Origin of the sequence: Aneurinibacillus soli (assembly GCF_002355375.1) — a bacterium.
In the GTDB taxonomy this organism is placed as follows: Bacteria; Bacillota; Bacilli; order Aneurinibacillales; family Aneurinibacillaceae; genus Aneurinibacillus; species Aneurinibacillus soli.
In genome coordinates this window covers 1675120-1699869 of sequence record NZ_AP017312.1, presented here as the reverse complement: position 1 = coordinate 1699869, position 24750 = coordinate 1675120, and the positions used below count along the sequence as shown (strand labels likewise).

The window sequence follows — 24750 nt, the reverse complement described above, 5'->3', positions numbered from 1 at the left end:
ACCACCGCACCTTACTCGACAAACTTTTTGAAAACGAGGGTTGCATTATGGCCACCAAAACCGAGTGAGTTGGACATTACTACGTTTACATCCATTTTTCTCGCTTCATTCGGCACATAATCAAGATCACATTCCGGGTCCGGCGTTTCATAGTTGATCGTCGGCGGCACGATCTGATCGCGCAATGCAAGTACAGAAGCGATTGCCTCGATTCCGCCTGCTGCACCGAGCAAGTGACCCGTCATCGACTTCGTAGAACTGATTGCTACGTTGTATGCATGATCGCCGAGCGATTTTTTAATCGCCATCGTTTCAAACTTGTCGTTGTATCCTGTAGACGTTCCGTGTGCATTAATGTAGCTAATATCTTCCGGCTTCACTTTTGCATCCGCAATCGCCATATTCATCGCCCGTGCTGCACCTTCTCCACCCGGAGCCGGTTGTGTCACATGATACGCATCCGCGCTCATGCCATAGCCAACGACTTCTGCAAGAATCGTCGCACCACGTTTCTTCGCATGTTCAAGCGATTCAAGAATGATAATGCCAGAACCCTCGCCCATAACAAAGCCATCGCGGTCCTTCTCAAACGGTCGGCTTGCACGCGTAGGCTCGTCATTACGTGTAGACAGTGCCTTGGCATTGCTGAATCCCGCTACTGCTACCGGGCGAATGGATGCTTCCGAACCGCCTGTAACCATGGCATCAGCGTGACCACGCTGAATGATTTTGAATGCATCTCCAATCGAGTGCGTCGCACTTGCACAAGCTGTAATCGCCGCACTGTTCGGTCCCTTGGCACCGAGTGCAATCGACGCCTGGCCAGATGCCATGTTTGCGATCATCATTGGAACGAAGAACGGGCTAATACGGCGCGGTCCTTTCTCCATCAAAATTTTGATCTGATCTTCCATCGTGCCAAGGCCACCAATGCCCGAACCAATATAGACACCAATGCGCTCCGAATTTTCTTCGTTAATTTCAAGACCTGCATCTTCAACGGCCATCTTAGCTGCCGCTACCGCAAACTGTACAAAACGGTCTGTACGCTTCACGTCTTTGCGGTCAATATAGTCTTCCGGGTTAAAATCTTTTACTTCGGCTGCAATTTTCGCCGAATACTCTGTCGTGTCAAACGCCGTAATCATGCCCACTCCGGATTTACCTGCCAGCAGGGCTTCCCAGAATGTTTTGGCGTCATTGCCGAGCGGTGTGACCGCACCGACACCTGTTACTACTACGCGATTTTCCATAGTTCACCTCGAAATATAGCTAGATGTGGAGAAAGTCCCGCATAAAACATACGGGACTTTTTCCTAAAACAGTTACTCTCATATTACTTGTGGGACTGTATGTATTTGATTACATCACCCACAGTTGCGATTTTCTCTGCGTCTTCGTCAGAAATTTCAAGATCGAATTCGTCTTCAAGTTCCATAACGAGTTCTACAACGTCCAGAGAATCCGCACCAAGATCATCTTTGAACGAAGCTTCTTCTTTGATTTCAGATTCGTCAACACCGAGGCGATCTACGATGATTTTCTTTACGCGTTCTAATGTGTCTGCCATTTGCTTCACCTCCTCTCAATGAAATGTCATTCGTCTATTATACGATGCCTTACATGTACATGCCACCATCAACATGAAATACTTGGCCCGTCATGTAGGAAGCTTCGTCTGAAGCAACGAATTTGACGACATGTGCCACGTCTTCCGGCTTGCCAAGACGGGCGAGTGGAATCTGTGTCAGAAGCGTATCTTTCGTATCTTCCCCAAGCACCGCTGTCATATCGGTATCAATAAATCCTGGTGCTACCGCATTTACGGTAATGCCACGACTTGCCAGCTCACGTGCAACGGATTTGGTCATGCCGATCACGCCCGCTTTCGCTGCAACGTAATTCGCCTGGCCCGGATTCCCCATAACACCGACAACAGAAGAAATATTGATGATACGGCCACTGCGTGCTTTCATCATCGGACGTGTTACCGCTTTGATACAGTTGAACACGCCTTTAAGATTGGTCGCGATCACATCGTCAAATTCTTCTTCTTTCATACGCATCAGCAAGTTGTCGCGGGTAATGCCTGCATTATTGACGAGAATATCAACGCTACCAAGCTCATCAATCGTCTGTTTCACCATCGCGTCTACTTCTGTGGCATTTGCCACGTCTGCCTTAATCATGATCGCTTTGCGCCCGAGTGCCGTTACTGCATCAGCTGTCTCACGCGCAGCCGCCTCATTGCCTGCATAATTGATCGCTACATCCGCTCCGGCTTCTGCGAGCGTAAGGGCAATCGCACGGCCAATGCCACGTGAACCACCTGTAACAAGCGCCACTTTTCCATTCAGCATTCTAGTTCTCCCCCTGTTCCGCTTCCGCCAGCACGGCAAGCGCCTTTTCGAGTGTTGCCGCATCCTGAATGGACAGCGTTTGCACACTACGGTCTACTTTTTTCACAAGTCCGGTCAATACCGTGCCTGGTCCGATCTCAATAAAGCGGTCCACGCCTTGGTCAAGCAAATAGCGCACCGTATCTTCCCATAGCACAGGCGATGCTACCTGCTCAATAAGCGCATGGCGAATATGATCGGCTTCCCGTACGGACTGTGCAGATACGTTGGCCACAACCGGAATGTACGCATCGTTCACCGCATAATCCGCAAGCTTACCTTCAAGCTTCTCTGCAGCAGGCTTCATCAACATCGAATGGAATGGCCCGCTTACATTGAGCGGAATCGCTCGCTTCGCACCGGCAGCCTTGGCAGCTTCGCTAGCACGCGCTACCCCTTCCGCACTGCCAGAGATGACGATCTGTCCCGGCGAATTCAGATTCGCTAGCTGTACAGGATATCCGGCTGTTGTTACTTCCTGGCATACTGCATCAAGTGCATCTCGCTCCATGCCCATAATAGCAGCCATTGCACCTTGTCCGGCCGGTACTGCTTCTTCCATGTACTGTCCACGTGCCCGAACGATCTGGACAGCGTCTTCAAACACAAGCGCATCAGCCGCTACGAGTGCCGAATATTCTCCCAGGCTATGTCCGGCGGTAAAATCCGGACGAATGTTACACTTCTCATTTAATACGCGGAGTACCGCAATGCTTGCTGTCAAAATCGCTGGCTGCGTATTCGCTGTTAAGCGCAATTCATCTTCTGGTCCGTTAAAGCAAAGCTCGGAAAGTGAGAATCCAAGTGCTTCATCTGCGGCATCGAATACTACCTTAGCCGATGCTTCTGTTTCGTAAAAGTCAGCTCCCATGCCGACAAACTGCGATCCCTGTCCTGGGAATAAGAATGCGGTTTTGCTCATTTATTCCACCTCTTTTTTCTCAGCCGTGCTCCATTTCATCACCGATGCACCCCATGTAAGTCCGCCACCGAAGCCGACAAGCACAAGCGTGTCACCTTCTTTGATGCGTCCCTCACTTACCGCTTCATCAAGCGCTACCGGAATGGAAGCAGAAGACATATTGCCATACTTATTAAGATTAATAACTACTTTATCATCCCGAAGCCCCAGACGTTTTACCGCTGAATCGATAATGCGCAGGTTAGCCTGATGCGGAACAAGGAAGTCTACTTGCTCTTTCGTAATCCCGGCTTTGGCTACCGCATTGTCTGAAGCTGTGTTCATCGCACGAACAGCGAACTTGAACACCTCGCTGCCCGCCATATGCACATAATTATCACGGCTGCCCGGCTCTACTGTCGCGACCGGCTTGCGGGACCCTCCCGCCTCAAGTTTCAACAGTTCCGCGCCGCTTCCGTCCGCGCCCAGCTCAAATGATAGAAAACCCATGCCCTCTTCTACCGGCCCGAGCACAACCGCACCCGCTCCGTCCCCGAACAGCACGCATGTATTCCGGTCCGTCCAGTCGACAATTTTTGAAAGCGTCTCAACGCCAATGACGAGCGCATAGCGGTACATTCCATTCTTAATAAACTGGGCGGCAACCGATGTGCCATACAAAAAGCCCGAACACGCTGCCGACAGATCGAACGCCGCCGCTTTCTTCGCGCCGATTCGCTCTTGCACCAGACAGGCTGTCGATGGGAAAAACATATCCGGCGTAGCTGTTGCAATAATAATCAGATCGAGCTGCTCTGCGGAAACACCAGCTTTATTCAGTGCATTTTGCGCCGCTTTGACTGCCAGATCAGACGTTGTCTCTCCTTCTGCTGCCATCCGACGCTCACGAATGCCGGTACGTGTTACGATCCACTCATCTGATGTATCTACCATTTTTTCCAAATCTGCGTTTGTAATTACCTTGTCTGGCAAATAACGACCAGTCGAAAGAATTCCCACTGCATGCTGTGTACTATGCATGTAGATCCCCGCTTTCTTTTTGGATTTCATGAGCGATCAGCCCATTGACACCTTGCGCGATAAACTTGCACGCCTGCTCGATCGTACGCTGAATCGCCAGGGCATTCGAAGAGCCATGCGCTTTAATGCAGGTGCCCTGAACCCCCATGAGCAGGGCACCTCCGTGCTCGGTGTAGTCCATTTGTGTTTTCACTCGTTTGAATCCCGAGCGAAGCATCATGGCTCCAAGCTGGCTCGTCAGACTGCGCGTAAATTCTTCTTTCAACGCGCCGAGTAATGTCTTCGCCATACCTTCCATTGTTTTGATCAAAATGTTACCGGAAAAGCCGTCACACACAACCACATCACACACATGCTCCATGATGTCGCGGCCTTCGACGTTTCCGACAAAATTCAGAGAACTATTCGTTAGCAACCCGTATGTCGCTTTCGTCAACTCGTTCCCTTTCTTCTCTTCGGTTCCTACATTCAAAAGCCCGATGCGCGGTCTCGATACTCCCATGACCTTCTCTGCATAAATGCTTCCCATCACGGCGTACTGCAGGAGATGTTCCGGATGGGCATCCATATTGGCCCCCGCATCTAAAATCATCACACCCGCTCCATCGACCGACGGGATGATCGGACTGAGTGCAGGCCGATCAATCCCTGGAATGCGTCCGGTAATGAGAAGTCCAGCTGTCATTAAGGCTCCCGTATTCCCCGCGGAGATAATCGCATCTGCTTCTCCGTTTTTCACCATTGTGACACCGACCACGAGAGAAGAGTCCCGTTTGCGTCGAACCGCCTTTACCGGCTCTTCCTCAGTCGCAATCACTTCTTCCGCATGGCGAATTTCAATATTTTGCGGTGCGTCTGCAAGCAATGGACGGAGTCTTGCTTCATCTCCAACAAGCACAAGACGCGCTTCCGACATTTTACGCGCCGCCGCAATCGCCCCTTCTACGTTCGAGTTCGGAGCGAGATCTCCGCCCATCGCATCTATTGCAATAATCATATGTCCTCCTGTTTGCCACTGGCATGCGCATCAAAATCTGGCATACGGTACACACGGAATGTCCCACTGAATACGAGCTCATCCTGCACGCGTGTCTCGACTCTGACCTTGCTCTGCTCTCCCTGCGTCTCTCGAACAACTGCCTTAGCCACAAGACGCTCCCCGAGTCGCACTGGCCGCACATACCGAATGCGAGCCGCTGCTGTAAGCACGACAGCTGCATCAATGACCGCTACAGCAAGCGAATTGGCCTGGGCAAAAATATGATGCCCCCGAGCCACATGTGTACGGGAAAAAATATGTTCCTCTGTAATATCAAGAAGAGAAATAGCAGAATGGTCTAGCTGTAGATCAACCAGTTCCCCGACTACCTCTTCAATCGGAAGAGACTTCACTTCTCCATGATTTTGCTGCGCGACATTCTTAATACGCTCGCGCACCTCAGGAATTCCCAGTTCAAGTCGATCAAGCCGGATCGTCTGAATGCTCACTCTAAAATGCTCAGCCAGTTCCTCATCCGTATAAAACGGGCTTTCTGCAAGAAGCATGTGGAGCGCTTCCTGGCGGCTCTTCTTACTAAGTCGAGCCATCGTTTCACCACCCATACTGCTAGTGCGTATCTGCCGTACTTATGACCAGCTACTAATAGCAGTATATAGAACGAAATAGAAAATAACAACCACAAATTTAAAAATGTGTATGAACTACATTTTCGTGCTAAAAAGTCCGTTTCCTGCATACACAGAAAAGCAGCCAAAACATGACAAAAAGAGACAGGATGATCGAAATCATCCTGTCTCTTATGATGCATTACGCATTGTTCACAACCTGGTTGCCTTTGTATGTGCCGCAGCTTTTGCATACGCGGTGAGCCAGTTTCATTTCGCCACACTCAGGGCATTTTACCATGCCCGGCACTTCAAGTTTGAAGTGAGTCCGACGCTTGTTTTTGCGAGTTTTCGATGTACGTCTTTGAGGTACTGCCATTTATCCCACCCCCTTCACCGGATTACAATAAAAATCGTCAATTTGATGGGATGTCCACCAAAACAACAATCATCATACCTGATTTTGCTGAGCTTGAAAAGCTTTATTTATCCTGCTTTCCAAAAAGTTCACCCAGAACCGCCAGACGCGGGTCGATGCGTTCGACAACGCAGCCGCAATCTTTGTCATTCCGATTCGTCCCACACTCCGGGCATAGTCCCTTGCAGTCATCACTGCAAACGAGCGTATGCGGCAACTCAAGTAGAACCGCGCCTTCAAGATAAGGCGTCACATCCATCTCTTCGCCTTCGATCGGGTGAATCTCCATTTCGTCATTGACTTCAAACTCAATCGCTTTCTCGTCCATGAACGTCTCCTTGATTCCTACAGTATAGGAATAAGGAAAATGTTTTAAACAGCGGGCACACTCCATAGTCAGTTCACCCGTCAACCGGCCTTCTACAATGAAGAGACCAGTGGCTGCGAACGCTTCTCCGGTAAAATGGGCCGGCTTTGCTTCGACAAGCTGGAGATGACGGCGAGTTAGATTCAATTCAACCGTCTCATCAAGCGGTAAGTGTCTGCCATGCAACTGTATCAGTGCATTTTTTTGAAGTTTCATAATTTGTGACCTCATTTCGAGCAACAAGAATAATTATATCGGCTTATCACGTGTCATGTCAATCATAACATGCTAAAATCAGGATAAATACATCGGAAAAAGGAAGTGATCTGCGATGCGAACGGTTGGGCTCGTTGTAGAATACAATCCCCTCCACAATGGACATGTATACCACTTTACGGAAGCAAAAAAACAAACAAAGGCGGAGGCAGCTATTATCGTGATGAGCGGATATTTTCTTCAGCGTGGCGAACCGGCAATTGCAGGCAAATGGGCCCGTACCGAGATGGCGCTTCGCATGGGCGCCGATCTGGTACTGGAGATCCCGTTCGCGTATGCAGCCCAGAATGCAGAGCAGTTCGCATTTGGGGCCACAGCCACGCTTGATGCGACTGGCATCGTCGACACACTATGCTTCGGTTCGGAAAGCGGACAAATTGAGCGCATCCAAAAGCTCGCTTCCCTTCTGACAGACGAACCAGATGTATTTCGCACAGTTTTTGCTCGAGAACTAGCAAGAGGTGTCAGCTATCCAACTGCCTATGGCCGTGCAGCTGCACAGCTACTTGGCGATGCAGACGCACAGAAAGACACAAGTGAGCCAAACAACATTCTCGGATTGAACTACTGTCTGGCACTCCGCCGCCTAGGTAGCTCGATTATTCCTGCTACCATCACACGTCAGAAAGCCGGCTACCATGATACGGAAATGACTGATACACGCATCGCCAGCGCCACCGCCCTGCGCAAGCACCTGCTTGAATCAGGGAGCCTTATGACCATCGAGCCTTATGTGCCGTCTTCCACACTGGCAGTACTTGCAAACGAGCAGAGTTCAGGACGGTTTCCGGTTACATGGGACGCCTTTTTCCCGCATGTGCAGCACACCCTGCTTACCCAGACACCAGAGGAGTTAGCTCTCCTGCACGAAATGACAGAGGGGCTTGAACATCGGCTGCTCGCGGCCCTGCCACACGCTGCTACGTTCCATGAATTGATGGAATCACTCAAAACCAAACGATACACCTGGACACGCCTGCAGCGGCTACTTCTGTATAGTATGCTCCATGTGACACGTGATCAAATGAAGCAGGCCACAGCAGAAGGTCCTTCCTACATCCGGGTGCTTGGCTTCTCGGATACAGGGCGTGAACTATTACGCCAGATGAAAAAAACGGCACGCGTGCCGATCCTAACACGCGTACCAAAAGAAAAACATCCGCTGCTTGCACTTGATATACGAGCTGCCTCTGTTTATGCGCTAGCGTATCCGACTGAACTGCGTCTGCGTGAGATGCAGCGAGAATACTGGCAGACACCCATCATGCTTTAGGCGGGAGACTCTTCAGATAGTTCAGGGCATCATCGACCGTGCGCACAGGCACGACTTTAACCTTCATGCCAAGCTTCTCTGCTTCTTCTTTCGCTTCCACATAGTTGGAAATCATCTTTGAATTCGGCTTTACTTCGTTATTCGGCGCAAAGAAAATATCCGCATTCATCTTCTCGGCCGCCCGCACTTTATGATACGCGCCCCCGATCGGTCCTACGGTTCCGTCCTGGCGTATCGTACCCGTACCGGCAATCCGATAGCCTTTTGTCAAATCTCCCGGTGTAAGCTGACTTAAAATCTCCAGCGTAAACATCAGCCCTGCGGACGGGCCGCCGATGCTTTCCGATTGAATCTCAACCTTCTTTGGCACCCGTACATCCCGCGCTGTCATCGGGCCGTCCGGGTCCGGATAGGCGATGCCAATTCCGGCACGCGGCTTCTCCCCGGCCGCTACCGGAAGCGGCTTGAGCGGCACAGAAGCGGTGATCTGCTTGCCGTCACGCATAAGCGTCAGCTTAGCTGTATCGCCCGCCTTATACTGATGCAGGACATCGAGCAGTTGCTTCGAATTCCTTACAGATGCGCCCCCTACCTTCGTAATCACATCCCCGATCTGCAGGTACTGTTTAGCTGGCATATTCGGCACAAAAAAGACGACAAGTGCTCCCTTCTCTGTTACCGTAACCGGCAAACCAGCTTTGCGAAACGCTACCATCATGGCGTTTTGCTGCGAGTTTTTCATATCAAGCAATTCACGCTCATTGTACTGCTCGTCCGTCTCGTACGGACTTTTTACTGTTTCTTCCTTTCTTAATTCTGTATATGGATCAAGCTTGCCTACTACATATCCAAGTACATTAGCCGGTCCCATGCGCACCGTCGTTAGCATCAGTGTCCCTTTTTCATCCTTCGCTTCGCCCTCTACCGTTACGATCGGCTGAAGTTCAATCGCCGATCCGGGACGTATGATATAATACGATGTCGGACAAAGTGCGATACCAAACAAGATAACCACGATCAGCGCTCCGATCCCGAATGCGCCCCATCTGCTATTTCCAAAACGTCTCCGGCGGTTCATATACCCTTCCTCCATTCTGTAATTTTATCCTGAATATGCGGGACCATTTGTTGCGCCGCTTTGCGCCCCTCTTCCACAATCTCCTCAATATTCGTAAACGCCGTCGAACTAAAGCGTCCCACATCAGGTCGGACCATAATATCCGCATGCACCGTCCGATGACGAAAAATCTCCCGCTCCATAATATCTACCGATTGAAAGATTACATCAAACAACGATTTGACAGGAGCATCCGACGGAGCAAGTGCTACATCCACACCAATCGTCAGATCCGCCCCCATATCGCGTACCACCTCAATTGGCACCCGGTCGACTACGGCACCGTCCACAAGTAAGCGTCCATTCAATTGATACGGAACGAAAATACCTGGAATGGATGCACTGGCCCGCACTGCTTCATACGCTGGGCCCTCCGTAAAAATCACACGCTCTCCGGTTCTAAGGTCAGTAGCAACGATGGCCAGCGGGCGCTCCATCTCTTCGATCTGTCGCCCTCGTGTCAACAGCTTCACAACCTCACGTAACTTCTCGCCGATAACAAAGCCCATTCCTGGTACACATAAATCCAGCCAATGCTTTCGTTTAAGATTGACGGCCAGCTTTTCCATCATCCCCGGTGTCAATCCGCTCGCATACAAGGCAGCTACGAGACTGCCCATGCTGCTTCCCGCCAGATAAGCCGGTTCGATACCGTGTGCCGCAAGCACTTCCAGCACACCGATATGAGCGAATCCGCGTACCCCTCCTGCACCGAGCGCTAAACCGATGCCAGGCATCTTCCCTTCCTGCTTCTCCATTGTTTCCACCTCGCCCGGACTCCGGCAAACGGGTCTATTTTGCCAGGCACGTCCGTACATATAAGATAAGCTTAAATTTCGGTAAGGAGATATGTCCATGCACTCGTTCAAACCGTATGTAACCACACTGCTGCTTGCCGTGTCCTGCTTTGTCATCGCGACAAGCCTACTATTGTTCCCGGAAGCGTCGTTTCTCGCAGCACTGCGCGGCCTAAAAATCTGGTGGGATGTTGTATTTCCGGCGCTACTTCCGTTCTTTATTACGTCTGAAATTTTGCTCGGCTTAGGTCTCGCCCACTTTATGGGTGTCCTGCTTGAGCCGCTCATGCGACCTGTTTTTAACATTCCAGGCTCCGGCTCGTTCGTCTGGACGATGGGATTCGCATCCGGCTACCCGATCAGCGCCAAGCTCACCACGCAGCTACGCACCAGAAATCTCATCTCCCGCGCCGAAGGAGAACGCCTCGTTTCTTATACTACGACAGCAGATCCCGTATTTATTACTGGTGCAGTGGCTGTCGGTTTTTTTCACAGTGTCAAAGTCGGCCTCGTCCTTATGGCCGCCCACTACATAACCGCCATCATGGTGGGGCTTGTCATGTCGCGGCATGCCCCCCATGCACCACGTACCCCGTATGCACAAACAAGCAACCGCTCCCTTCTAACCCGCGCCTTTCTTGCGATGCACCGCGCCCGGCTTGAAGATGGACGCGCACTCGGCAAATTAATGGGGGATGCTGTGGCCAGTTCGCTGCAAACTCAGCTAATGGTCGGCGGATTTATTTTGTTTTTCTCGGTGCTTCTGACACTGTTTATGAAGCTGAATCTCATTGCCCTGCTGTCAGCGGCACTCGGCGGACTGCTTGGGCTGTTTGGTGCTCCTGGGGAAGCGGCGCAGGCTTTTGTGTACGGCTTGTTTGAAGTCACGCTCGGTGCAAAGCAAGCAAGTGATCTATTTGCTTCCTACACGCCTGGATTCGTGCTGGCAGTTGCCAGTGCGGTTCTTGCCTGGGGTGGGCTGTCTGTCCATGCACAAGTCGCCAGCATGCTTGCCCAAACCGATATGCGGTATGGACCCTTCCTCTTTGCTCGCGCCCTTCACGCTGTACTCGCCTTTCTCTTCACGTATACGGCAGGATCGTTTTTATACGGGCGATTACAACAAGCTTCTGCCGTCCCGACCTGGGCAACCAGTCTTGCGCCAGAACAGCTGTCCCTATGGAAGCAACCATCTTATTATACATTTTCCCTCCTAGTATGCGCCGCCTCACTCACCCTTACCGCACTGCTCTGGCAAATCTATAGCTGGTTTCGCATGCGAAAAGAACCCCGCTAGCTTTAGCGGGGTTCTTCGCTGAATTTAGCACGCAGCGCACGCTCGACATTCGGCGGCACAAGACTGCTCACATCAGCTCCATATTTTCCAACCTCTTTTACAATACTTGAACTTAAGAACGAGTACTGATTGTTGGTCATCATGAAAAATGTCTCAATCTTGGTGTCAATTAGGCGGTTGATCGAAGCCATCTGCATCTCATATTCGAAGTCTGACACAGCACGCAACCCTTTAATAATGGCCTTAGCCCCCCTGGTATGCATATAGTCGATCAACAGCCCATTAAACGTATCGATTTCAACATTTGGAATGTCTTTCGTCGCCTCCCGCAAGAGTTCAAGACGTTCTTCAACGGTGAACACCGGGTCTGTCTTGTTCCGATTAATTAATACAGCAACAATTACTTTATCAAAAACTTTAGCACCCCGCTGAATAATGTCAAGGTGGCCATACGTAACCGGGTCAAAACTGCCCGGACAAACCGCGATGCTCATCCACTGCACTCCCTTTTATGTATCTATATTTCCTTGCGGTAAATCGTAATAACTGTCTGTCCGTATGCAGTCTCCCGTATCTTCATAAGACTGCCGATCTGCTCACCTAGTTTATCTTTGGCGTCATGTTCAGCTACAACAAATGCACCTGGTGCTAGAAGGCCATGATCATTCATAATCGCAAGCTGACTCTCGATCTTCTGCTCGGCATAAGGCGGATCGAGAAACACAAGGTCAAAAACAAGGTCTCGTTTAGCCAGCGCGTTCAACGCCCGATTCGCATCATTACAATACACTTCTGCCTGATCACGTAGTCCGGTAGCATCGAGGTTTTTGTAGACAACGCTTACAGCCTTGCGATTCGCGTCCACAAAAATACAGTTCTCCACACCCCGGCTGAGCGCTTCAATTCCAAGGCCGCCCGTGCCCGCATACAAATCAAGCGCAAGCCCCTCATCAAAATAAGGCCCAATCATATTAAAGATCGATTCTTTTACTTTATCAACTGTCGGGCGTGTTCCTCTGCCCGGTACAGCCTGCAGTGGATGTCCCTTCTTCGAACCGGAAACTACTCGCATGATTCCCCTCCGTACTGTATGTAAACGCCGTTAGTATAACACAAACAAAAATTATGGTAAATGCTTGATATTTTTCTACGCTTTCATGTATAAGATGCACCATTTGCGTCCACAATACTAGTAGCGGTACGGTATGCCCGTACTGCCGACAACCGCGGAGAAGACTTACGTTTCCCCATAAGCTCTTCCTCCGGTTTCTCCTCTCCCATTATGCAAGCTGAACGCGTTGCGTTTAGCATGCCCGCCCGGCCTATAACCGGGCGGTTTTTTTTATTTTTCTGGCATCTCTTGATTCGCGTCGAATATGGTAAAATCAATAGCACGCATATAGAGAGGTGACCTAACTTATGAAAGATTTCTGGCTATCCATCTGGCATTCAATTTCACATTATGAAGATCTAGAGATGTATATCCGCCTGTCAATGGGCGCCCTGTTCGGGTTCGCTATTGGTCTTGAGCGCACCGTTCATTCTAAACCGGCTGGCATTAAAACCTATACATTTGTAACAGTCGCTGCGACCCTTCTTACCCTAGTGTCCATCCATACAGTGGATCGTTACTCCATTCCTGGCCGCACGATGATGGACCCACTGCGCTTAGCCGCCCAAATCGTGAGCGGGTTAGGCTTTCTCGGCGCAGGACTGATCATTCAAAAGAGTGGTTCTGTCAAAGGCCTCACTTCTGCCTCCATGGTGTTTTTTGCCGGTGCAATTGGCATTAGCATCGGAGCTGGCTACTATTTAATGACCACGTATGCCATGCTTGTTATGTATGGCATTATCAGCATCGGCCACTTCCTGGAGGATCGTCACACCGGGCTTTTCGGGCAGAAGAAGCCACTGAAAGAAAGCGAAGATGATTAATCTTTTATTTTCGTAAGAAAGTACTCATCCTGCTTCAAGTACGCCCGCAGTGCTCGATACTGCGGGCTGCTCCAGAACGCTTCCCCCCGCACCATATCGGCCGCCTCCTGACGTGCCACCTCAAGCATTCGATAATCCTGTACGACATCCGCTACTTTGAACTCCGGCAACCCACTCTGCTTCGTCCCGAAGAAATCTCCCGGCCCACGCAGTTCCAGATCACGCTGCGCCACTTCAAATCCATCATTCGTCTCGGTCATAATCCGCATCCGCTCTTTGCCGGTCTCAGACTTCGGGTCTGCAATCAGGATGCAATACGACTGCTCAGCCCCCCGGCCTACACGCCCACGAAGCTGATGAAGCTGAGCCAGCCCGAACCGCTCGGCGTCATAAATAACCATCACCGACGCATTCGGCACATTAACACCAACCTCCACAACTGTCGTCGAGACAAGCACCTGCACCTCATTGCGGCTAAACTGCTGCATGACTTCCTCTTTCTCCCGTGGCACAAGCCGCCCATGCATGAGGCCAACGCGGTACGTGCCCGCAAAATGCTGGCTTAACTGCGCATGTACATCAATCGCATTCTGCAAATCAAGCTTCTCAGATTCTTCAATAAGCGGCGAGATCGCATACGCCTGCCGCCCCCGATCTAGCTCCTTACGCACAAACGCAAGAATGCGATCAAGCATATCATGGCGTACCCAGTACGTCTCAATCGGCTTGCGTCCTGCCGGCAGCTCATCAATGGTCGATACATCCATATCTCCGAACGCCGTAATGGCCAGTGTACGTGGAATTGGCGTCGCTGTCATAAACAGCACATCCGGATTCAACCCCTTCTCCCGCAAGATACGGCGCTGCTCCACACCGAACCGATGCTGCTCATCAGTAATGACAAGCCCAAGCCGCGCAAAATACACGTCTTCCTGAATAAGCGCGTGCGTACCAATCACGATCTGGATCAAGCCCGACTGCAACCCACTCAGAATGTCGCGCCGCTTTCGCACGGTAGCACTTCCAGATAACAGTGCCACTTCAATCCCATGCGGTGTCAAAAGCTCGGACAATGTCTCATAATGCTGTTCAGCAAGAATTTCGGTCGGCACCATGAGTGCTCCTTGATACCCTGCCTCCACCGTAGCCAGAAGCGCGATCGCAGCGACTACGGTTTTTCCAGAACCAACGTCGCCTTGCAGTAGTCGGTTCATACTATAAGATGCCTGCATGTCATCCAGAATCTCTTTCACGACCCGCTTCTGCGCATTCGTTAGCGGAAACGACAGGCCGTGAATAAACTCGCGTACCTTTTCAAGTGGAATGTGCTGTGCCACTCCATCACGCGATTGTCGGTTGACCGCATGATACGCCTGTAATCGCAGCTGAAACAGCAACAGCTCTTCAAACGCAAGTCGGCGTCGCCCCTGCTTGCCCGCCTGCACACTTTCTGGAAAATGAATGTTACGAATCGCGTCGCTACGGGAGGCAAGTTTATACTTACGAATGAGATCATCCGGTAGAATCTCGTCAATTGCACCTTCGAACTGCGCAAGTGCCGATGTGATAAAGCGGCGAATCTGCTTGACCTGAATGCCACCCGTTGTCGAGTATACGGGCTGAATCGTACCTTCCTGCACGCCCGCCCGCTCCGTATCGAGAAAATGCTGTTCGCTCACCATGATCTGCAGGCGGGCACGTTCAAACTTGCCAGACAGCATGATTTCGCGCCCGGCACGCAGCTGGCTTTTTAAAAATCCACGATTAAACCAGATCGCCGTAACGACAACGTTATCAACCACAACTTTAACCGTGATGCGTGATTTCTTAGCCCCATAGAAGCGAACGACAGGCTCCCCATACACAGTGCCGGTAATCGTAATTTTCTCCCCATCCTCTACTTCGCTTACATCACGTACTCGGTAATCTTCATAGCGGTACGGAAAATACTCCAGCAAATCTTGTACCGTCTCAATCTGTAGCGTCGCAAGTTCGAGCGCTCGTTCCGCTCCGATTCCTTTGACAGCTGTTACAGGCTGCATCATGATTTGATTGCTCACATTTTTGATCCAGCGGGATATCCGACTTTCATTCAGGGCGCGTCCTGTCGGTTTCCCCGCTCATCCTCCCTGTACAGTTTCGCGCAAATATTGTGCCACCAAACGGAAGAAGGACAGGATACCGCGCCACCAAGGCGTGTAGTCCCGTCCCTTACACATGTACTACGTTTATGATTGCGAAGTCTCCGGGTATAGCGCAAGCGCTAACAGACCCGGACCACCGTATGTGCCGATAACCGGCCCAAGCTGAGCGAGTACCGCCTCGTCTGCTACATGGAGCTCCTGCTCGATCTGTCCCTTAAAAACCGTCGCCTCATCACGATCTGTCGTATAGACAGCAGCCGCTGTTACCAGGCGTCCATTCGCATATTCCTTAGCCAGTTCCAGAATACGGGCGACCGCTTTTTTCTTGCCGCGTACTTTTTCCACGACCGCTACCTCGCCACTCTCATCAAACATAAGAATCGGCTTAATATTCAGCAGCGAACCGACAACAGATGCCGCCTTGCCAATCCGGCCACCTTTCTGCAAATACATGAGCGTATCCATGACAAAATAAACCCGGTGTGTCGGAATGAGTGTATGAACAAGATCGAGACATTCTTCTAGCGTACCACCGTTGCGCAGAAGGCGTGCTGCCGCGACTACAATCGCACCAAGCGCATATGAAGCGGAGCGGCTATCGATGACATGCACCTTGACCTTATCTTCCACCATACCCGCAGCAAGCGTTGCGGTCTGGTACGTACCACTCAACGCACTGGATAAATGAATGGAGATGATTTCCGCTTCCGGATCACGCGCTGCAATCTCTTCATATATATTCACAAAGTCAAGCGGTGCCGGCTGTGACGTGCGCGGTAATTGCTCTGATGATGTTAGTTTCTCATAAAATTCACCTGCAGACAGCGTAACACCATCTAAGTACGTCTGACCTTCCACATGCACCTTAAGCGGCACAATCGGAATGTTTAATTCTTGCATAAGCAGCTTGGGGATGTCTGCCGTGCTGTCTGTTACAATATATAGGTTCATTCTTACATACCCCCTTCCCAACCTTTATTCAACAGCAATAATAAAGGCATACAGCGGCTGTCCACCTTCATGCATTTCTACTTCATACGAGCTGTATGTCTCACGGATGTGCTTCTCCCATGCATCGAGCTTCGCTTCCGTCGGATCGGATCCGTATAGAACCGTAATCAACTCATCGTCACCCTCGACCATATGAGTCACCAGATTCGTTGCAACTTCATACATATCTACTCCAGCTACCACGATCTCCCCGTCCTGAATGCCGATGAAGTCACCTTCTTTGATGTCAATCTCATCAAGCTTCGTATCACGCACCGCATATGTGACAAGACCCGTCTTAACAAGACTCACTGCTTCGATCATACCGGCTTCATTATGAGCAAGCTCAGCCTCTGGCGCAAACGCTAGCATCGCTGACATGCCCTGCGGAACACTGACCGCCGGAATGACCGCAACCGGAATATCGACTAGCTCAGCGGCCTGTTTCGCTGCCATCACAATATTTTTATTATTCGGCAGAATAATCACATTCGATGCGCCACTCGCCTCAATCGCCTGCACGAACTGCTCGGTACTCGGGTTCATTGTCTGACCACCCTCAATAATCGTACCAACGCCCAGACTGCGGAAAATCTCAGCAATACCCGCTCCGCTCGCAACCGCGATAATGCCGTATCGTTCACGCGCTACCTCCGGCTCTACCACAAAATCAAGCGGCGGTACCACATCCGGAAAAACAGACGATGCCGTCACCTGCTTTACTTCCTGACGGCGCAATACAGCCTCGTGCTGGAGACGCATATTTTCGATTTTAATGCGATCAAGCGGGCCATACTTGTGTGCGAAGGAAAGTACATCTCCCGGCTCTTCCGCATGAATGTGAACTTTGATCAAGTCGTCATCCGCTACAACAAGCAGAGAATCACCGTACTGACTGATACGATCACGGAATGCTTCCATACGGAATCCATCCATCTCACGCAGGTGTACCATAAATTCGGTGCAGTATCCGTACACAATATCTGCTGGATTGATGACATGATGCATCTCTTCGTGTGTCTCACCAAATATAGCGGCCCCGGATGGAGCTTGTGGCTTGTTATCCACGTCTCGCTTCTCAAATGTTATTCCTTCGTTAAGCGCCTGCAAAAAGCCTTCATATATGTAAACAAGCCCCTGACCGCCAGAATCGACAACGCCCACTTCTTTGAGTACCGGAAGCTGATTCGGCGTATTATCAAGCGCACGCTGTCCCGCAGCTACAAGCGCTTCAACTACTTCTTCTACCGTGCCGCGTGCTGCCTTACGTGCCGCTGCTGCTGCTTCGCGAGCAACTGTCAGAATCGTTCCTTCCACTGGCTTCATGACGGCTTTGTACGCCATGTCGACACCTTGCTGGAACGCATCCGCCACCTGACGGGCATCCGCCTCCACAAGACCTGTCAATCCCTTCGCAATCCCCCGGAACAACTGAGACAAGATGACACCAGAGTTGCCACGTGCCCCCATAAGAAGACCGCGCGAAAATACAGACGCCACTTTCTCGGCTGTCTGTTCGGCTGATTTCTCGAGTTCTGCTACCCCCGACGTAAAAGTCAGGTTCATATTCGTTCCTGTATCGCCATCCGGCACCGGAAATACATTTAATGCATCAACTTGTTGAGCGTGCTGCGCCAAACGTGCTGCACCTGCTTTATACATATGACGAAGAACCTGTCCCGTCAGCGTACTGCTTTTCACGTATTGTTCCTCCCTCATACCCTTAGGAGCTCTTTTCTCCACGGACACCTTGCACATAAATATTCACATCATCTACTTGCAACCCAAGGTTTTGCCCAAGCGCATATGTCACACGACCTTGCACACTGTGCGCTACCTCGGAGATTTTCGTGCCGTAGCTGACGATAATATACATATCAATTACAGTACGGCCCTCTTCCTGCCGCACTTCGACACCGCGTGACAAATTCTCGCGACCGAGAATATCAGCAATTCCGTCTTTCATCGTCCGGCGTGAAGACATGCCAACAAGACCGTAACACTCCATCGCCACGGCGCCCGCCATTGTCGCGACAACCTGACTGTCGATTTCAATTCTTCCGAGCTCTGTGCTGATCTGAACACCCATGCTTTAAGCCTCCCCGTTTTCATTCACTACGTTCTCTCGTAGATGCCTGTATCTTACCCATTTTACTACAACGATACTTTTTTTGAAAGAATCGTTGTAAAGGGTAAATTCTTGACAGACATCTTGCTTTTGTAAAATGCGTATGCTATCATACTTGAGTATGTAATGAGAGTCACTTTGCTTGACTGCATCTCAGGGAGGTGGAATTATAATGGCACGTGTATGTTATGTAACAGGTAAACGAGCTAAGACTGGTAACAAACGCAGTCACTCGAACCGTGCAAATAAACGCTCTTGGGGCGTTAACGTACAAAAAGTACGCATCCTGGTTGACGGAAAACCGAAGCGTGTGTACGTGAGCACAAAAGCTCTGAAATCCGGCTTAGTTACTCGCGTATAGTCACACGTAAAAAAAGCACCCGCTGTGGTGCTTTTTTTTATGCCGTGCCTCACTTTTTTCCGCCGAGAAGTATACGAATGAGTCCCCCCAGAAATTTCGGCAGCTTAATGGTATAAAACCGCATGATGAACCCTCCCTTTTTTATTTCCATCCGCAGGCATTTCTACCTGTGCGCCTCACTCGATTTACCATATGAGAGTTGAAGATAAAATATGAACAAAAACAAGTGCCTATTTTTTGTGAAACGGACAGCCAGCGTATAAAAAAGAGGAGAAGCATCTGATCACTTCTCCTCTTATCCTATGCGCGCCTACAGCGCCTTATTCGCCGCATCGCGAATTGCTGCAATCGCCTGCCCACGGTCCGGCTTACCAAATACCGCATTACCCGCTACGAGACATGTTGCGCCCGCCGCAACGACAAGCGGTGCTGTCTCGGTATTAATGCCGCCATCAATCTGGATTTCTACTTGATTCTCAAGGCCGCGCTCGATAAGCATTGCTTTGAGCTGACCGACTTTCTTTATGACTTCCGGAATGAACTTCTGTCCGCCAAAGCCCGGATTCACAGACATGAGCAATACCATACCAATATCCCCAAGCACATGTTCAAGCGTTGATACTGGCGTAGCCGGATTAAGCGACACACCCGCTTTTACTCCCTGCTCTTTAATAAGATGGATCGTGCGATGCAGGTGCGTGCACGCTTCCTGATGCACCGTAATCATCTCGGCTCCACTTTTGGCAAACTGCGGAATGTACAGATCAGCATTTTCAATCATCAAATGTACATCCATAAACAGTTTCGTATGCGGACGAATTGCCTGCACAACAAGCGGTCCAATCGTAATATTTGGCACGAAATGACCATCCATCACATCGACATGCAGCCACTCTGCTCCACCCTGTTCAACTTCTTGAATCTCCGCTCCCAGGCGGGAAAAGTCTGCCGACAAAATCGAAGGCGCGATTTTTACCATGATGCTAATACCTCGGCTTTCTCTCTTTAATTTCCTGCAAAAATTGCAGGTAATGCTCATAGCGGGACGACTGGATGTCTCCTCCATCCACCGCCTGCCGCACCGCGCAGCCCGGCTCGTTCACATGCAAGCAGCCACGGAATTTGCATTCCCCGAGCCGCTCCCGCATTTCTCTGAAATACAGTCCAAGCTCAGTTATGTCTCTAACCGAATGGAAATCAAGCGAGCTAAAGCCCGGCGTATCCGCGACCCAGCCGCCTTCTGGCAGATAGATGAGCTCCACATGACGCGTAGTATGCTTACCCCGGCCCAGCTTGTGACTGATCGGGGCGGTTTCGAGTTGAAGTTCACTGAACAATGCATTGAGAAGCGACGACTTGCCAACACCGGACTGTCCGGCAAATACGGACAGATTGCCAGCTAAATGGGCGCGAATCTCCGCAAGCCCACTCTGTCCTTTGGAACTTGTCACCACGACCGGATAGCCCATCTGCTCACAGCTACGACGAATCTCCGCAAGCTTATCACCATCGTCTAATAAGTCCGCCTTAGTTAGACATATGACCGCCTCTACCCCGGCTGCTTCTGTATGAACGAGAAACTTATCAAGAAGCTGCGGATTGAAAGCAGGCTCCGCCAGTGAGAAAACAAGAATCGCCCGGTCGATATTAGCAATCGGTGGACGAACTAGCTCACTTGTGCGCGGTAGCACCTCCGTAACCGTGCCCTCTGACCCGCTTACTTCATACATCACTTCATCTCCGACAAGAGGAGTTATCCCCCGCTTGCGGAATACGCCCCGTGCCCGGCACTGCCAGTAGGCATCGCCATCCTGCACGTAATAATAGCCGGCAAGTGCTTTTACGATACGGCCTTTCGGCATGAAATCCCTCCTGTGCTACTGTGCATCGTTATATCCAATATGTTTTTCATCGATCTGTTGGCCATCGCGGAAAACTTGAATGACCGCTTCCTGTGACGGTGTGACGACAATCGGAACCTTGAATTCCATACTTTGGCTGATCGGCGTCTTCTCTACCATCCGGTTTTTGCCTGATGCGTCGGTTACGCGAATCTCTATCGTGGCCGTCTCACCCGCATTCAAATACACTTGTACCGGCGTACGAACTCGACGTGCTTCGTCCGGCAGACCCGAGCTTACCGTTACGCGTACCCAGGTTCCTTTTTTCAGTTCTGTATCAGCCCGGTATGATTGATCAATAACTGTACCCTGTGGCTGATAGCTACTTTTCGTCTCCGACTGTATTTTCAGGCCCAGTCGGCTCATCTTTGTCTTCATCTCTTCTTCTGTCAACCCAACCAGGTTTGGCATGACGATTTTGCCTCCCCCTTTGCTAACCGTGAGGACAATCTCTGTTTCATCTGCAACCACCTGGGCACCTGCTTCTGGTGTCTGGCTCAGTACGGTACCGGCTGGCTGACTATCATTTGCTTCTTCTTCTGTCCGCACATTCTTGTAGCCGCGCAACTGATCAGCTAGATCATCAATATTCTTGCCAACAAAATTCGGCAGCCCCGCCTTCTGTTTGCCCTGACTTACGATCAATTGAACTTCCGAGTCTTTTTTCACGGACATATTAGCAGGAGGCGTCTGTTTAATGACATGGTCTGCTTCCACAGTTGGATCAAATTGCTGCTGAATGACTGGCTTTAAGCCAACTGCCTCAAGCTTCTGGCGTGCATCTTGAAGCGATAGTTTCTCAACCGCCGGTGTTGTCACATCCGGAACGTTCAGCAACGTAAACCCGTAGAAGCTTCCAACAAATGCAAGCGTGAGGAACAGCACAATCCCGAATCCCCAGGCAAGCACACGTTTCCATGAGCGTCCTACTGATTCGTCCTCATCTTCTTCCGGTTCCTGTGCTGAGTTTTGTTTCACCGCAGCCGATTCTGTAGAAGTAGAAGCCTTGCGCCATTCTTTGACGGGACGTGCTTCTTCTGGCTCATCCCATGACTTCTTACGCATCATCTCCGGCTTGATGGCCGGAATAATCCGGGTAATCTCAGGGTCTTCTTCTATCGCATACTTCTCCGGCAGCAAGTACACCGGCTCGTCACGCCGTTCCGGCAGAAGACATGTCCGTAGCTCTTCTAGCATCTCATTCGCCGATTCAAACCGGTACATCGGGTCTTTCGCTAGCGAGCGAATGATGATATTTTCCACGCTCTGCGGCAAGTCCGGGCGCAGTTTACGCGGTGGAATATACGGCTCCTGTAGATGCTTCAGTGCTACGCTGATTGGGGAATCGCCTGAGAACGGCAGTGTGCCGGTCAGCATCTCGTACAGCACAACACCGAGCGAATACAGATCGGACTTCGCTCCGGCCATAATGCCTTTCGCCTGTTCTGGCGAGAAGTAATGCACAGAGCCAAGTACTGAACCTGTATGTGTGATCGTCACGGACGATACAGCACGCGCAATCCCAAAATCCGTTACTTTAATTCGTCCATATCGGTTAATTAAAATATTATGCGGCTTAATATCACGGTGAATAAGCTCGTTTTGATGCGCGTGATCAAGTGCGTCACATATTTGAATCGCAATATTTACTGCTTGCTTGACATCAAGCGGCGCGTGTTCGTTAATGTACTGTTTTAATGTCATGCCTTCTACGTACTCCATGACGATATAGTACATCTCGCCTTCCTGACCGATGTCGTAAATGTTGACAACATGCGGATGAGAAAGGCTGGCTGCCGCCTGTGCCTCCCGGTGGAAACGGGCAATAAAATCATCGTCATTGCCAAACTGGGAGCGCAGCACTTTAAGCGCTACGGTTCGGTTCAACAATGTATCACGGGCACGGTACACAACCGCCATCCCGCCTTCGCCGATTTTTTTCTCTATGTCATAGCGACCGCCGATTTTTTGTCCTTCCATCTGTACGCCCCCTCCTTTCATTCCACACCCTCTGTCTCATTACGTAAAAGGATGACCGTAATGTTGTCTTCCCCTCCTGCTTCGAGCGCGCGGGCAATGAGTGTATCCGCCATTTGCTGGAGGGAGCCTTCTTCTAATATATCGGCAATTATCTCTCCACTCACCTTACCCGAGAGCCCGTCCGAACAAAGCAAAAGCATGTCTTCCTCATCCCAATGTAAGATGCTAAAGTCTGCCTTGACTGTCTGGTCTGTTCCCAATGCGCGCGTCAAAATATTGCGGCGCGGATGGTTTGCCGCCTCATCCTGTGTAATCTGATGATTGCGGAGCAATTCATTCACCAGTGTATGATCGCTCGTAATCTGCTGCAACACACCGCCACTATATCGATAAATCCGACTGTCCCCGATATGGGCAAGCACACCAAGCTGTGGGCTCATCAGCGCCGCTACAATCGTCGTGCCCATTCCCTTGCATTCGGGATGGGCATTAGCATACGCCAGAATTCTCTGGTTAGCCGCCTGAATCGCCTCATTCAACGTGCGCTGTCGTTCATCCGGTGTCATCGAACTATGCATGACCTGCATATGCTCGCAGATGCTCTCTACGGCCATCTGACTTGCTACATCTCCCGCCTGATGACCGCCCATTCCATCTGCTACAATCGCAAGCGTCCAGCCGCCGTCATAGTTCTGAATACGGCCAGAATCTTCATTTGTCTGCCGTACACAGCCAATATGCGTCTGTATGGCTGACTCCATTGTTCATCACCCCTGTGTCTGCTTTGCGTGCTGCGCCCGCAGCTGGCCGCACGCCGCAGCAATATCACTGCCGTGTTCGCGGCGGATTGTCACATTGATGCCTTTTGCGTCAAGAATCCGCTTGAAATTAAAAATATCATTGCGTGAGGTGCGCACGTAATTACGCTCCGGTACATAATTGACCGGAATCAAATTCACATGGCACATCATGCCCTTAAGGAGAGCCGCCAACTCTTCCGCATGCTCCGGTCGGTCATTCACACTGCCGAAAAGCCCATACTCAAATGTCAGGCGGCGGCCGGTCGTATTAATGTAATAGCGACACGCATCCATCAGTTCATCCATTGGATAGCGGCGGTTAACTGGCATCAGCCGGGTACGAATCTCCGTGTTCGGCGCATGCAACGAGATCGCCAGGTTAATCTGAAACTTCTCATCAGCGAAGCGGTAAATGCTTGGCACAATGCCGCTTGTCGACACCGTAATATGGCGCTGACCGATGTTCAACCCTTTTTCTTCATTAATAATGCGCAGGAACGCAAGCAGGGAGTCATAGTTCTCAAACGGCTCGCCAATGCCCATGACGACAACGTGGCTGGCGCGCTGCTGCTCTGCATCCAGTGCCTTCTGTGCGGCAAGCACTTGTATGACAATCTCGCCCGCTTCCAGATCACGCTTCAAGCCACCAAGCGTAGACGCACAAAATGTACATCCGATCCGACAGCCCACCTGTGTTGTAACGCAGACGCTGTTGCCATAATCGTGCCGCATAATAACCGTTTCAATTGCGTGCCCGTCATGCAACGAGAAAAGAAACTTAATCGTACCGTCTGCTGATTCCTGACGCGTAATTTCTTTTAATACGTCCAGGGAGAAGGATGCAGCAAGCTTCTCGCGTAATCCTTTCGACAGATTACTCATCTCATCCAAGGAGTTCACACGCTTCCCATACAACCAATCAAATACTTGTCCGGCACGGAATGCCTTCTCTCCGTTCTTCTCCATCCACTCTTTGAGCATCGGGAGGGTAAAACTATACAATAAAGGTTTCATATTCGG

At 50.6% G+C, this 24750-nt stretch carries 28 protein-coding genes; 4 read left to right on the top strand and 24 right to left on the bottom strand.

Features of this window, described 5'->3' with window-relative positions:
* Nucleotides 1-11 precede the first annotated feature (11 nt).
* The 9 genes from fabF to CB4_RS08590 form a co-directional block, all read right to left on the bottom strand.
* On the bottom strand, nucleotides 12-1253 hold the full coding sequence (gene fabF, locus CB4_RS08630; protein ID WP_096465006.1) for a beta-ketoacyl-ACP synthase II: 1242 nt from the start codon (nucleotides 1251-1253) through the stop codon (nucleotides 12-14).
* Between the two features lie 83 nt (nucleotides 1254-1336).
* Complete coding sequence (locus CB4_RS08625) at nucleotides 1337-1570, bottom strand: acyl carrier protein (protein ID WP_096465004.1); 234 nt, start codon at nucleotides 1568-1570, stop codon at nucleotides 1337-1339.
* Nucleotides 1571-1619: 49 nt separating this feature from the next.
* Nucleotides 1620-2360, bottom strand: a complete 741-nt coding sequence (fabG, locus tag CB4_RS08620; protein WP_096465002.1) for a 3-oxoacyl-[acyl-carrier-protein] reductase — start codon at nucleotides 2358-2360, stop codon at nucleotides 1620-1622.
* A gap of 1 nt (nucleotide 2361) precedes the next feature.
* Nucleotides 2362-3321, bottom strand: a complete 960-nt coding sequence (gene fabD / locus CB4_RS08615) for an ACP S-malonyltransferase (protein WP_096465000.1) — start codon at nucleotides 3319-3321, stop codon at nucleotides 2362-2364.
* Nucleotides 3322-4371 (bottom strand): beta-ketoacyl-ACP synthase III, encoded by a 1050-nt coding sequence (locus tag CB4_RS08610; protein ID WP_269459519.1) that lies wholly within the window; start codon nucleotides 4369-4371, stop codon nucleotides 3322-3324.
* The gene (gene plsX, locus CB4_RS08605) at nucleotides 4334-5338 is read right to left on the bottom strand and encodes a phosphate acyltransferase PlsX (RefSeq protein ID WP_096464996.1); all 1005 of its coding nucleotides are present in this window, start codon (nucleotides 5336-5338) and stop codon (nucleotides 4334-4336) included. The genes CB4_RS08610 and plsX overlap by 38 nt, the downstream gene beginning before the upstream one ends.
* Entirely contained in the window at nucleotides 5335-5928 is a 594-nt protein-coding gene (gene fapR / locus CB4_RS08600; protein ID WP_231956198.1) for a transcription factor FapR, read from the bottom strand. Before fapR ends, plsX begins: the two co-directional genes overlap by 4 nt.
* A 220-nt stretch (nucleotides 5929-6148) precedes the next feature.
* Nucleotides 6149-6325 carry a 50S ribosomal protein L32 gene (rpmF, locus tag CB4_RS08595; protein WP_043066021.1) on the bottom strand — a complete coding sequence of 59 codons (177 nt, stop codon included), beginning with the start codon at nucleotides 6323-6325 and terminating at the stop codon, nucleotides 6149-6151.
* Between the two features lie 103 nt (nucleotides 6326-6428).
* Nucleotides 6429-6947 carry a YceD family protein gene (locus CB4_RS08590; protein ID WP_157737879.1) on the bottom strand — a complete coding sequence of 173 codons (519 nt, stop codon included), beginning with the start codon at nucleotides 6945-6947 and terminating at the stop codon, nucleotides 6429-6431.
* Between the two features lie 115 nt (nucleotides 6948-7062).
* On the opposite strand from CB4_RS08590, the gene CB4_RS08585 reads away from it, so the two are divergent.
* Complete coding sequence (locus tag CB4_RS08585) at nucleotides 7063-8280, top strand: nucleotidyltransferase (RefSeq protein WP_096464990.1); 1218 nt, start codon at nucleotides 7063-7065, stop codon at nucleotides 8278-8280.
* Here the strand turns inward: CB4_RS08585 and CB4_RS08580 are convergent.
* Nucleotides 8270-9358, bottom strand: a complete 1089-nt coding sequence (locus CB4_RS08580) for a SepM family pheromone-processing serine protease (protein WP_172890833.1) — start codon at nucleotides 9356-9358, stop codon at nucleotides 8270-8272. The two genes, CB4_RS08585 and CB4_RS08580, sit on opposite strands and share 11 nt — an antisense overlap.
* Nucleotides 9355-10155: a patatin-like phospholipase family protein gene (locus tag CB4_RS08575; RefSeq protein WP_096464986.1), complete on the bottom strand. Its 801-nt coding sequence runs from the start codon at nucleotides 10153-10155 to the stop codon at nucleotides 9355-9357. The genes CB4_RS08580 and CB4_RS08575 overlap by 4 nt, the downstream gene beginning before the upstream one ends.
* A 97-nt stretch (nucleotides 10156-10252) precedes the next feature.
* Here CB4_RS08575 and ylbJ point away from each other — a divergent pair, with 97 nt between their 5' ends.
* On the top strand, nucleotides 10253-11491 hold the full coding sequence (ylbJ, locus tag CB4_RS08570; RefSeq protein WP_231956197.1) for a sporulation integral membrane protein YlbJ: 1239 nt from the start codon (nucleotides 10253-10255) through the stop codon (nucleotides 11489-11491).
* A 2-nt stretch (nucleotides 11492-11493) separates the two neighbouring features.
* On the opposite strand, the gene coaD is transcribed toward ylbJ, so the two are convergent.
* The 3 genes from coaD to CB4_RS21845 all read right to left on the bottom strand — a co-directional run bounded on the left by coaD (nucleotide 11494) and on the right by CB4_RS21845 (nucleotide 12772).
* The gene (gene coaD, locus CB4_RS08565) at nucleotides 11494-11985 is read right to left on the bottom strand and encodes a pantetheine-phosphate adenylyltransferase (RefSeq protein ID WP_096464982.1); all 492 of its coding nucleotides are present in this window, start codon (nucleotides 11983-11985) and stop codon (nucleotides 11494-11496) included.
* A 23-nt stretch (nucleotides 11986-12008) separates the two neighbouring features.
* A complete protein-coding gene (gene rsmD, locus CB4_RS08560) occupies nucleotides 12009-12563 on the bottom strand; it encodes a 16S rRNA (guanine(966)-N(2))-methyltransferase RsmD (RefSeq protein ID WP_096464980.1) in 555 nt (184 codons plus the stop codon).
* Nucleotides 12564-12646: 83 nt separating this feature from the next.
* The gene (locus tag CB4_RS21845) at nucleotides 12647-12772 is read right to left on the bottom strand and encodes a hypothetical protein (protein ID WP_269459518.1); all 126 of its coding nucleotides are present in this window, start codon (nucleotides 12770-12772) and stop codon (nucleotides 12647-12649) included.
* A 138-nt stretch (nucleotides 12773-12910) separates the two neighbouring features.
* On the opposite strand from CB4_RS21845, the gene CB4_RS08555 reads away from it, so the two are divergent.
* Nucleotides 12911-13426, top strand: coding sequence for an MgtC/SapB family protein (locus tag CB4_RS08555; protein WP_096464978.1), 516 nt, complete (start codon nucleotides 12911-12913; stop codon nucleotides 13424-13426).
* On the opposite strand, the gene recG is transcribed toward CB4_RS08555, so the two are convergent.
* The 4 genes from recG to CB4_RS08535 form a co-directional block, all read right to left on the bottom strand.
* Nucleotides 13423-15471 (bottom strand): ATP-dependent DNA helicase RecG, encoded by a 2049-nt coding sequence (recG, locus tag CB4_RS08550; RefSeq protein ID WP_096464976.1) that lies wholly within the window; start codon nucleotides 15469-15471, stop codon nucleotides 13423-13425. The genes CB4_RS08555 and recG overlap by 4 nt on opposite strands.
* 183 nt (nucleotides 15472-15654) lie before the next feature.
* Entirely contained in the window at nucleotides 15655-16521 is an 867-nt protein-coding gene (locus tag CB4_RS08545) for a DegV family protein (protein ID WP_096464974.1), read from the bottom strand.
* A 24-nt stretch (nucleotides 16522-16545) separates the two neighbouring features.
* On the bottom strand, nucleotides 16546-18261 hold the full coding sequence (locus CB4_RS08540) for a DAK2 domain-containing protein (protein WP_373681324.1): 1716 nt from the start codon (nucleotides 18259-18261) through the stop codon (nucleotides 16546-16548).
* A 22-nt stretch (nucleotides 18262-18283) separates the two neighbouring features.
* Nucleotides 18284-18649: an Asp23/Gls24 family envelope stress response protein gene (locus CB4_RS08535; RefSeq protein ID WP_096464972.1), complete on the bottom strand. Its 366-nt coding sequence runs from the start codon at nucleotides 18647-18649 to the stop codon at nucleotides 18284-18286.
* Nucleotides 18650-18860: 211 nt separating this feature from the next.
* Here CB4_RS08535 and rpmB point away from each other — a divergent pair, with 211 nt between their 5' ends.
* Entirely contained in the window at nucleotides 18861-19049 is a 189-nt protein-coding gene (rpmB, locus tag CB4_RS08530; protein WP_096464970.1) for a 50S ribosomal protein L28, read from the top strand.
* 49 nt (nucleotides 19050-19098) lie between these two features.
* Here rpmB and spoVM read toward each other — a convergent pair whose 3' ends face one another.
* The 6 genes from spoVM to rlmN all read right to left on the bottom strand — a co-directional run bounded on the left by spoVM (nucleotide 19099) and on the right by rlmN (nucleotide 24744).
* A complete protein-coding gene (gene spoVM, locus CB4_RS08525; protein ID WP_110546200.1) occupies nucleotides 19099-19173 on the bottom strand; it encodes a stage V sporulation protein SpoVM in 75 nt (24 codons plus the stop codon).
* 186 nt (nucleotides 19174-19359) lie between these two features.
* Nucleotides 19360-20028, bottom strand: coding sequence for a ribulose-phosphate 3-epimerase (gene rpe, locus CB4_RS08520; protein ID WP_096464966.1), 669 nt, complete (start codon nucleotides 20026-20028; stop codon nucleotides 19360-19362).
* A 4-nt stretch (nucleotides 20029-20032) separates the two neighbouring features.
* A complete protein-coding gene (gene rsgA, locus CB4_RS08515; protein ID WP_096464964.1) occupies nucleotides 20033-20911 on the bottom strand; it encodes a ribosome small subunit-dependent GTPase A in 879 nt (292 codons plus the stop codon).
* 15 nt (nucleotides 20912-20926) lie between these two features.
* On the bottom strand, nucleotides 20927-22930 hold the full coding sequence (pknB, locus tag CB4_RS08510; protein WP_157737877.1) for a Stk1 family PASTA domain-containing Ser/Thr kinase: 2004 nt from the start codon (nucleotides 22928-22930) through the stop codon (nucleotides 20927-20929).
* 17 nt (nucleotides 22931-22947) lie between these two features.
* Nucleotides 22948-23691 (bottom strand): Stp1/IreP family PP2C-type Ser/Thr phosphatase, encoded by a 744-nt coding sequence (locus CB4_RS08505; protein WP_096464960.1) that lies wholly within the window; start codon nucleotides 23689-23691, stop codon nucleotides 22948-22950.
* 6 nt (nucleotides 23692-23697) lie between these two features.
* Nucleotides 23698-24744 (bottom strand): dual-specificity RNA methyltransferase RlmN, encoded by a 1047-nt coding sequence (gene rlmN, locus CB4_RS08500; RefSeq protein WP_096464958.1) that lies wholly within the window; start codon nucleotides 24742-24744, stop codon nucleotides 23698-23700.
* Nucleotides 24745-24750 lie beyond the last annotated feature (6 nt).

What these genes read in the sequence shown, in the direction of transcription:
- fabF (WP_096465006.1), bottom strand. Translation starts at nt 1,253, where the DNA reads ATGGAAAATCGCGTAGTAGTAACAGGTGTCGGTGCGGTCACACCGCTC.
- fabG (WP_096465002.1), bottom strand. Translation starts at nt 2,360, where the DNA reads ATGCTGAATGGAAAAGTGGCGCTTGTTACAGGTGGTTCACGTGGCATT.
- CB4_RS08505 (WP_096464960.1), bottom strand. Translation starts at nt 23,691, where the DNA reads ATGGAGTCAGCCATACAGACGCATATTGGCTGTGTACGGCAGACAAAT.
- coaD (WP_096464982.1), bottom strand. Translation starts at nt 11,985, where the DNA reads ATGAGCATCGCGGTTTGTCCGGGCAGTTTTGACCCGGTTACGTATGGC.
- CB4_RS08625 (WP_096465004.1), bottom strand. Translation starts at nt 1,570, where the DNA reads ATGGCAGACACATTAGAACGCGTAAAGAAAATCATCGTAGATCGCCTC.
- CB4_RS08535 (WP_096464972.1), bottom strand. Translation starts at nt 18,649, where the DNA reads ATGGGTGTTCAGATCAGCACAGAGCTCGGAAGAATTGAAATCGACAGT.
- CB4_RS08545 (WP_096464974.1), bottom strand. Translation starts at nt 16,521, where the DNA reads ATGAACCTATATATTGTAACAGACAGCACGGCAGACATCCCCAAGCTG.
- ylbJ (WP_231956197.1), top strand. Translation starts at nt 10,253, where the DNA reads ATGCACTCGTTCAAACCGTATGTAACCACACTGCTGCTTGCCGTGTCC.
- rpmB (WP_096464970.1), top strand. Translation starts at nt 18,861, where the DNA reads ATGGCACGTGTATGTTATGTAACAGGTAAACGAGCTAAGACTGGTAAC.
- fabD (WP_096465000.1), bottom strand. Translation starts at nt 3,321, where the DNA reads ATGAGCAAAACCGCATTCTTATTCCCAGGACAGGGATCGCAGTTTGTC.
- CB4_RS08610 (WP_269459519.1), bottom strand. Translation starts at nt 4,371, where the DNA reads ATGAAATCCAAAAAGAAAGCGGGGATCTACATGCATAGTACACAGCAT.
- CB4_RS08590 (WP_157737879.1), bottom strand. Translation starts at nt 6,947, where the DNA reads ATGAAACTTCAAAAAAATGCACTGATACAGTTGCATGGCAGACACTTA.
- rpe (WP_096464966.1), bottom strand. Translation starts at nt 20,028, where the DNA reads ATGGTAAAAATCGCGCCTTCGATTTTGTCGGCAGACTTTTCCCGCCTG.
- CB4_RS08575 (WP_096464986.1), bottom strand. Translation starts at nt 10,155, where the DNA reads ATGGAGAAGCAGGAAGGGAAGATGCCTGGCATCGGTTTAGCGCTCGGT.
- plsX (WP_096464996.1), bottom strand. Translation starts at nt 5,338, where the DNA reads ATGATTATTGCAATAGATGCGATGGGCGGAGATCTCGCTCCGAACTCG.
- rpmF (WP_043066021.1), bottom strand. Translation starts at nt 6,325, where the DNA reads ATGGCAGTACCTCAAAGACGTACATCGAAAACTCGCAAAAACAAGCGT.
- CB4_RS08585 (WP_096464990.1), top strand. Translation starts at nt 7,063, where the DNA reads ATGCGAACGGTTGGGCTCGTTGTAGAATACAATCCCCTCCACAATGGA.
- rsmD (WP_096464980.1), bottom strand. Translation starts at nt 12,563, where the DNA reads ATGCGAGTAGTTTCCGGTTCGAAGAAGGGACATCCACTGCAGGCTGTA.
- fapR (WP_231956198.1), bottom strand. Translation starts at nt 5,928, where the DNA reads ATGGCTCGACTTAGTAAGAAGAGCCGCCAGGAAGCGCTCCACATGCTT.
- CB4_RS21845 (WP_269459518.1), bottom strand. Translation starts at nt 12,772, where the DNA reads ATGGGAGAGGAGAAACCGGAGGAAGAGCTTATGGGGAAACGTAAGTCT.
- CB4_RS08555 (WP_096464978.1), top strand. Translation starts at nt 12,911, where the DNA reads ATGAAAGATTTCTGGCTATCCATCTGGCATTCAATTTCACATTATGAA.
- rsgA (WP_096464964.1), bottom strand. Translation starts at nt 20,911, where the DNA reads ATGCCGAAAGGCCGTATCGTAAAAGCACTTGCCGGCTATTATTACGTG.
- CB4_RS08580 (WP_172890833.1), bottom strand. Translation starts at nt 9,358, where the DNA reads ATGAACCGCCGGAGACGTTTTGGAAATAGCAGATGGGGCGCATTCGGG.
- pknB (WP_157737877.1), bottom strand. Translation starts at nt 22,930, where the DNA reads ATGGAAGGACAAAAAATCGGCGGTCGCTATGACATAGAGAAAAAAATC.
- recG (WP_096464976.1), bottom strand. Translation starts at nt 15,471, where the DNA reads ATGATGCAGCCTGTAACAGCTGTCAAAGGAATCGGAGCGGAACGAGCG.
- rlmN (WP_096464958.1), bottom strand. Translation starts at nt 24,744, where the DNA reads ATGAAACCTTTATTGTATAGTTTTACCCTCCCGATGCTCAAAGAGTGG.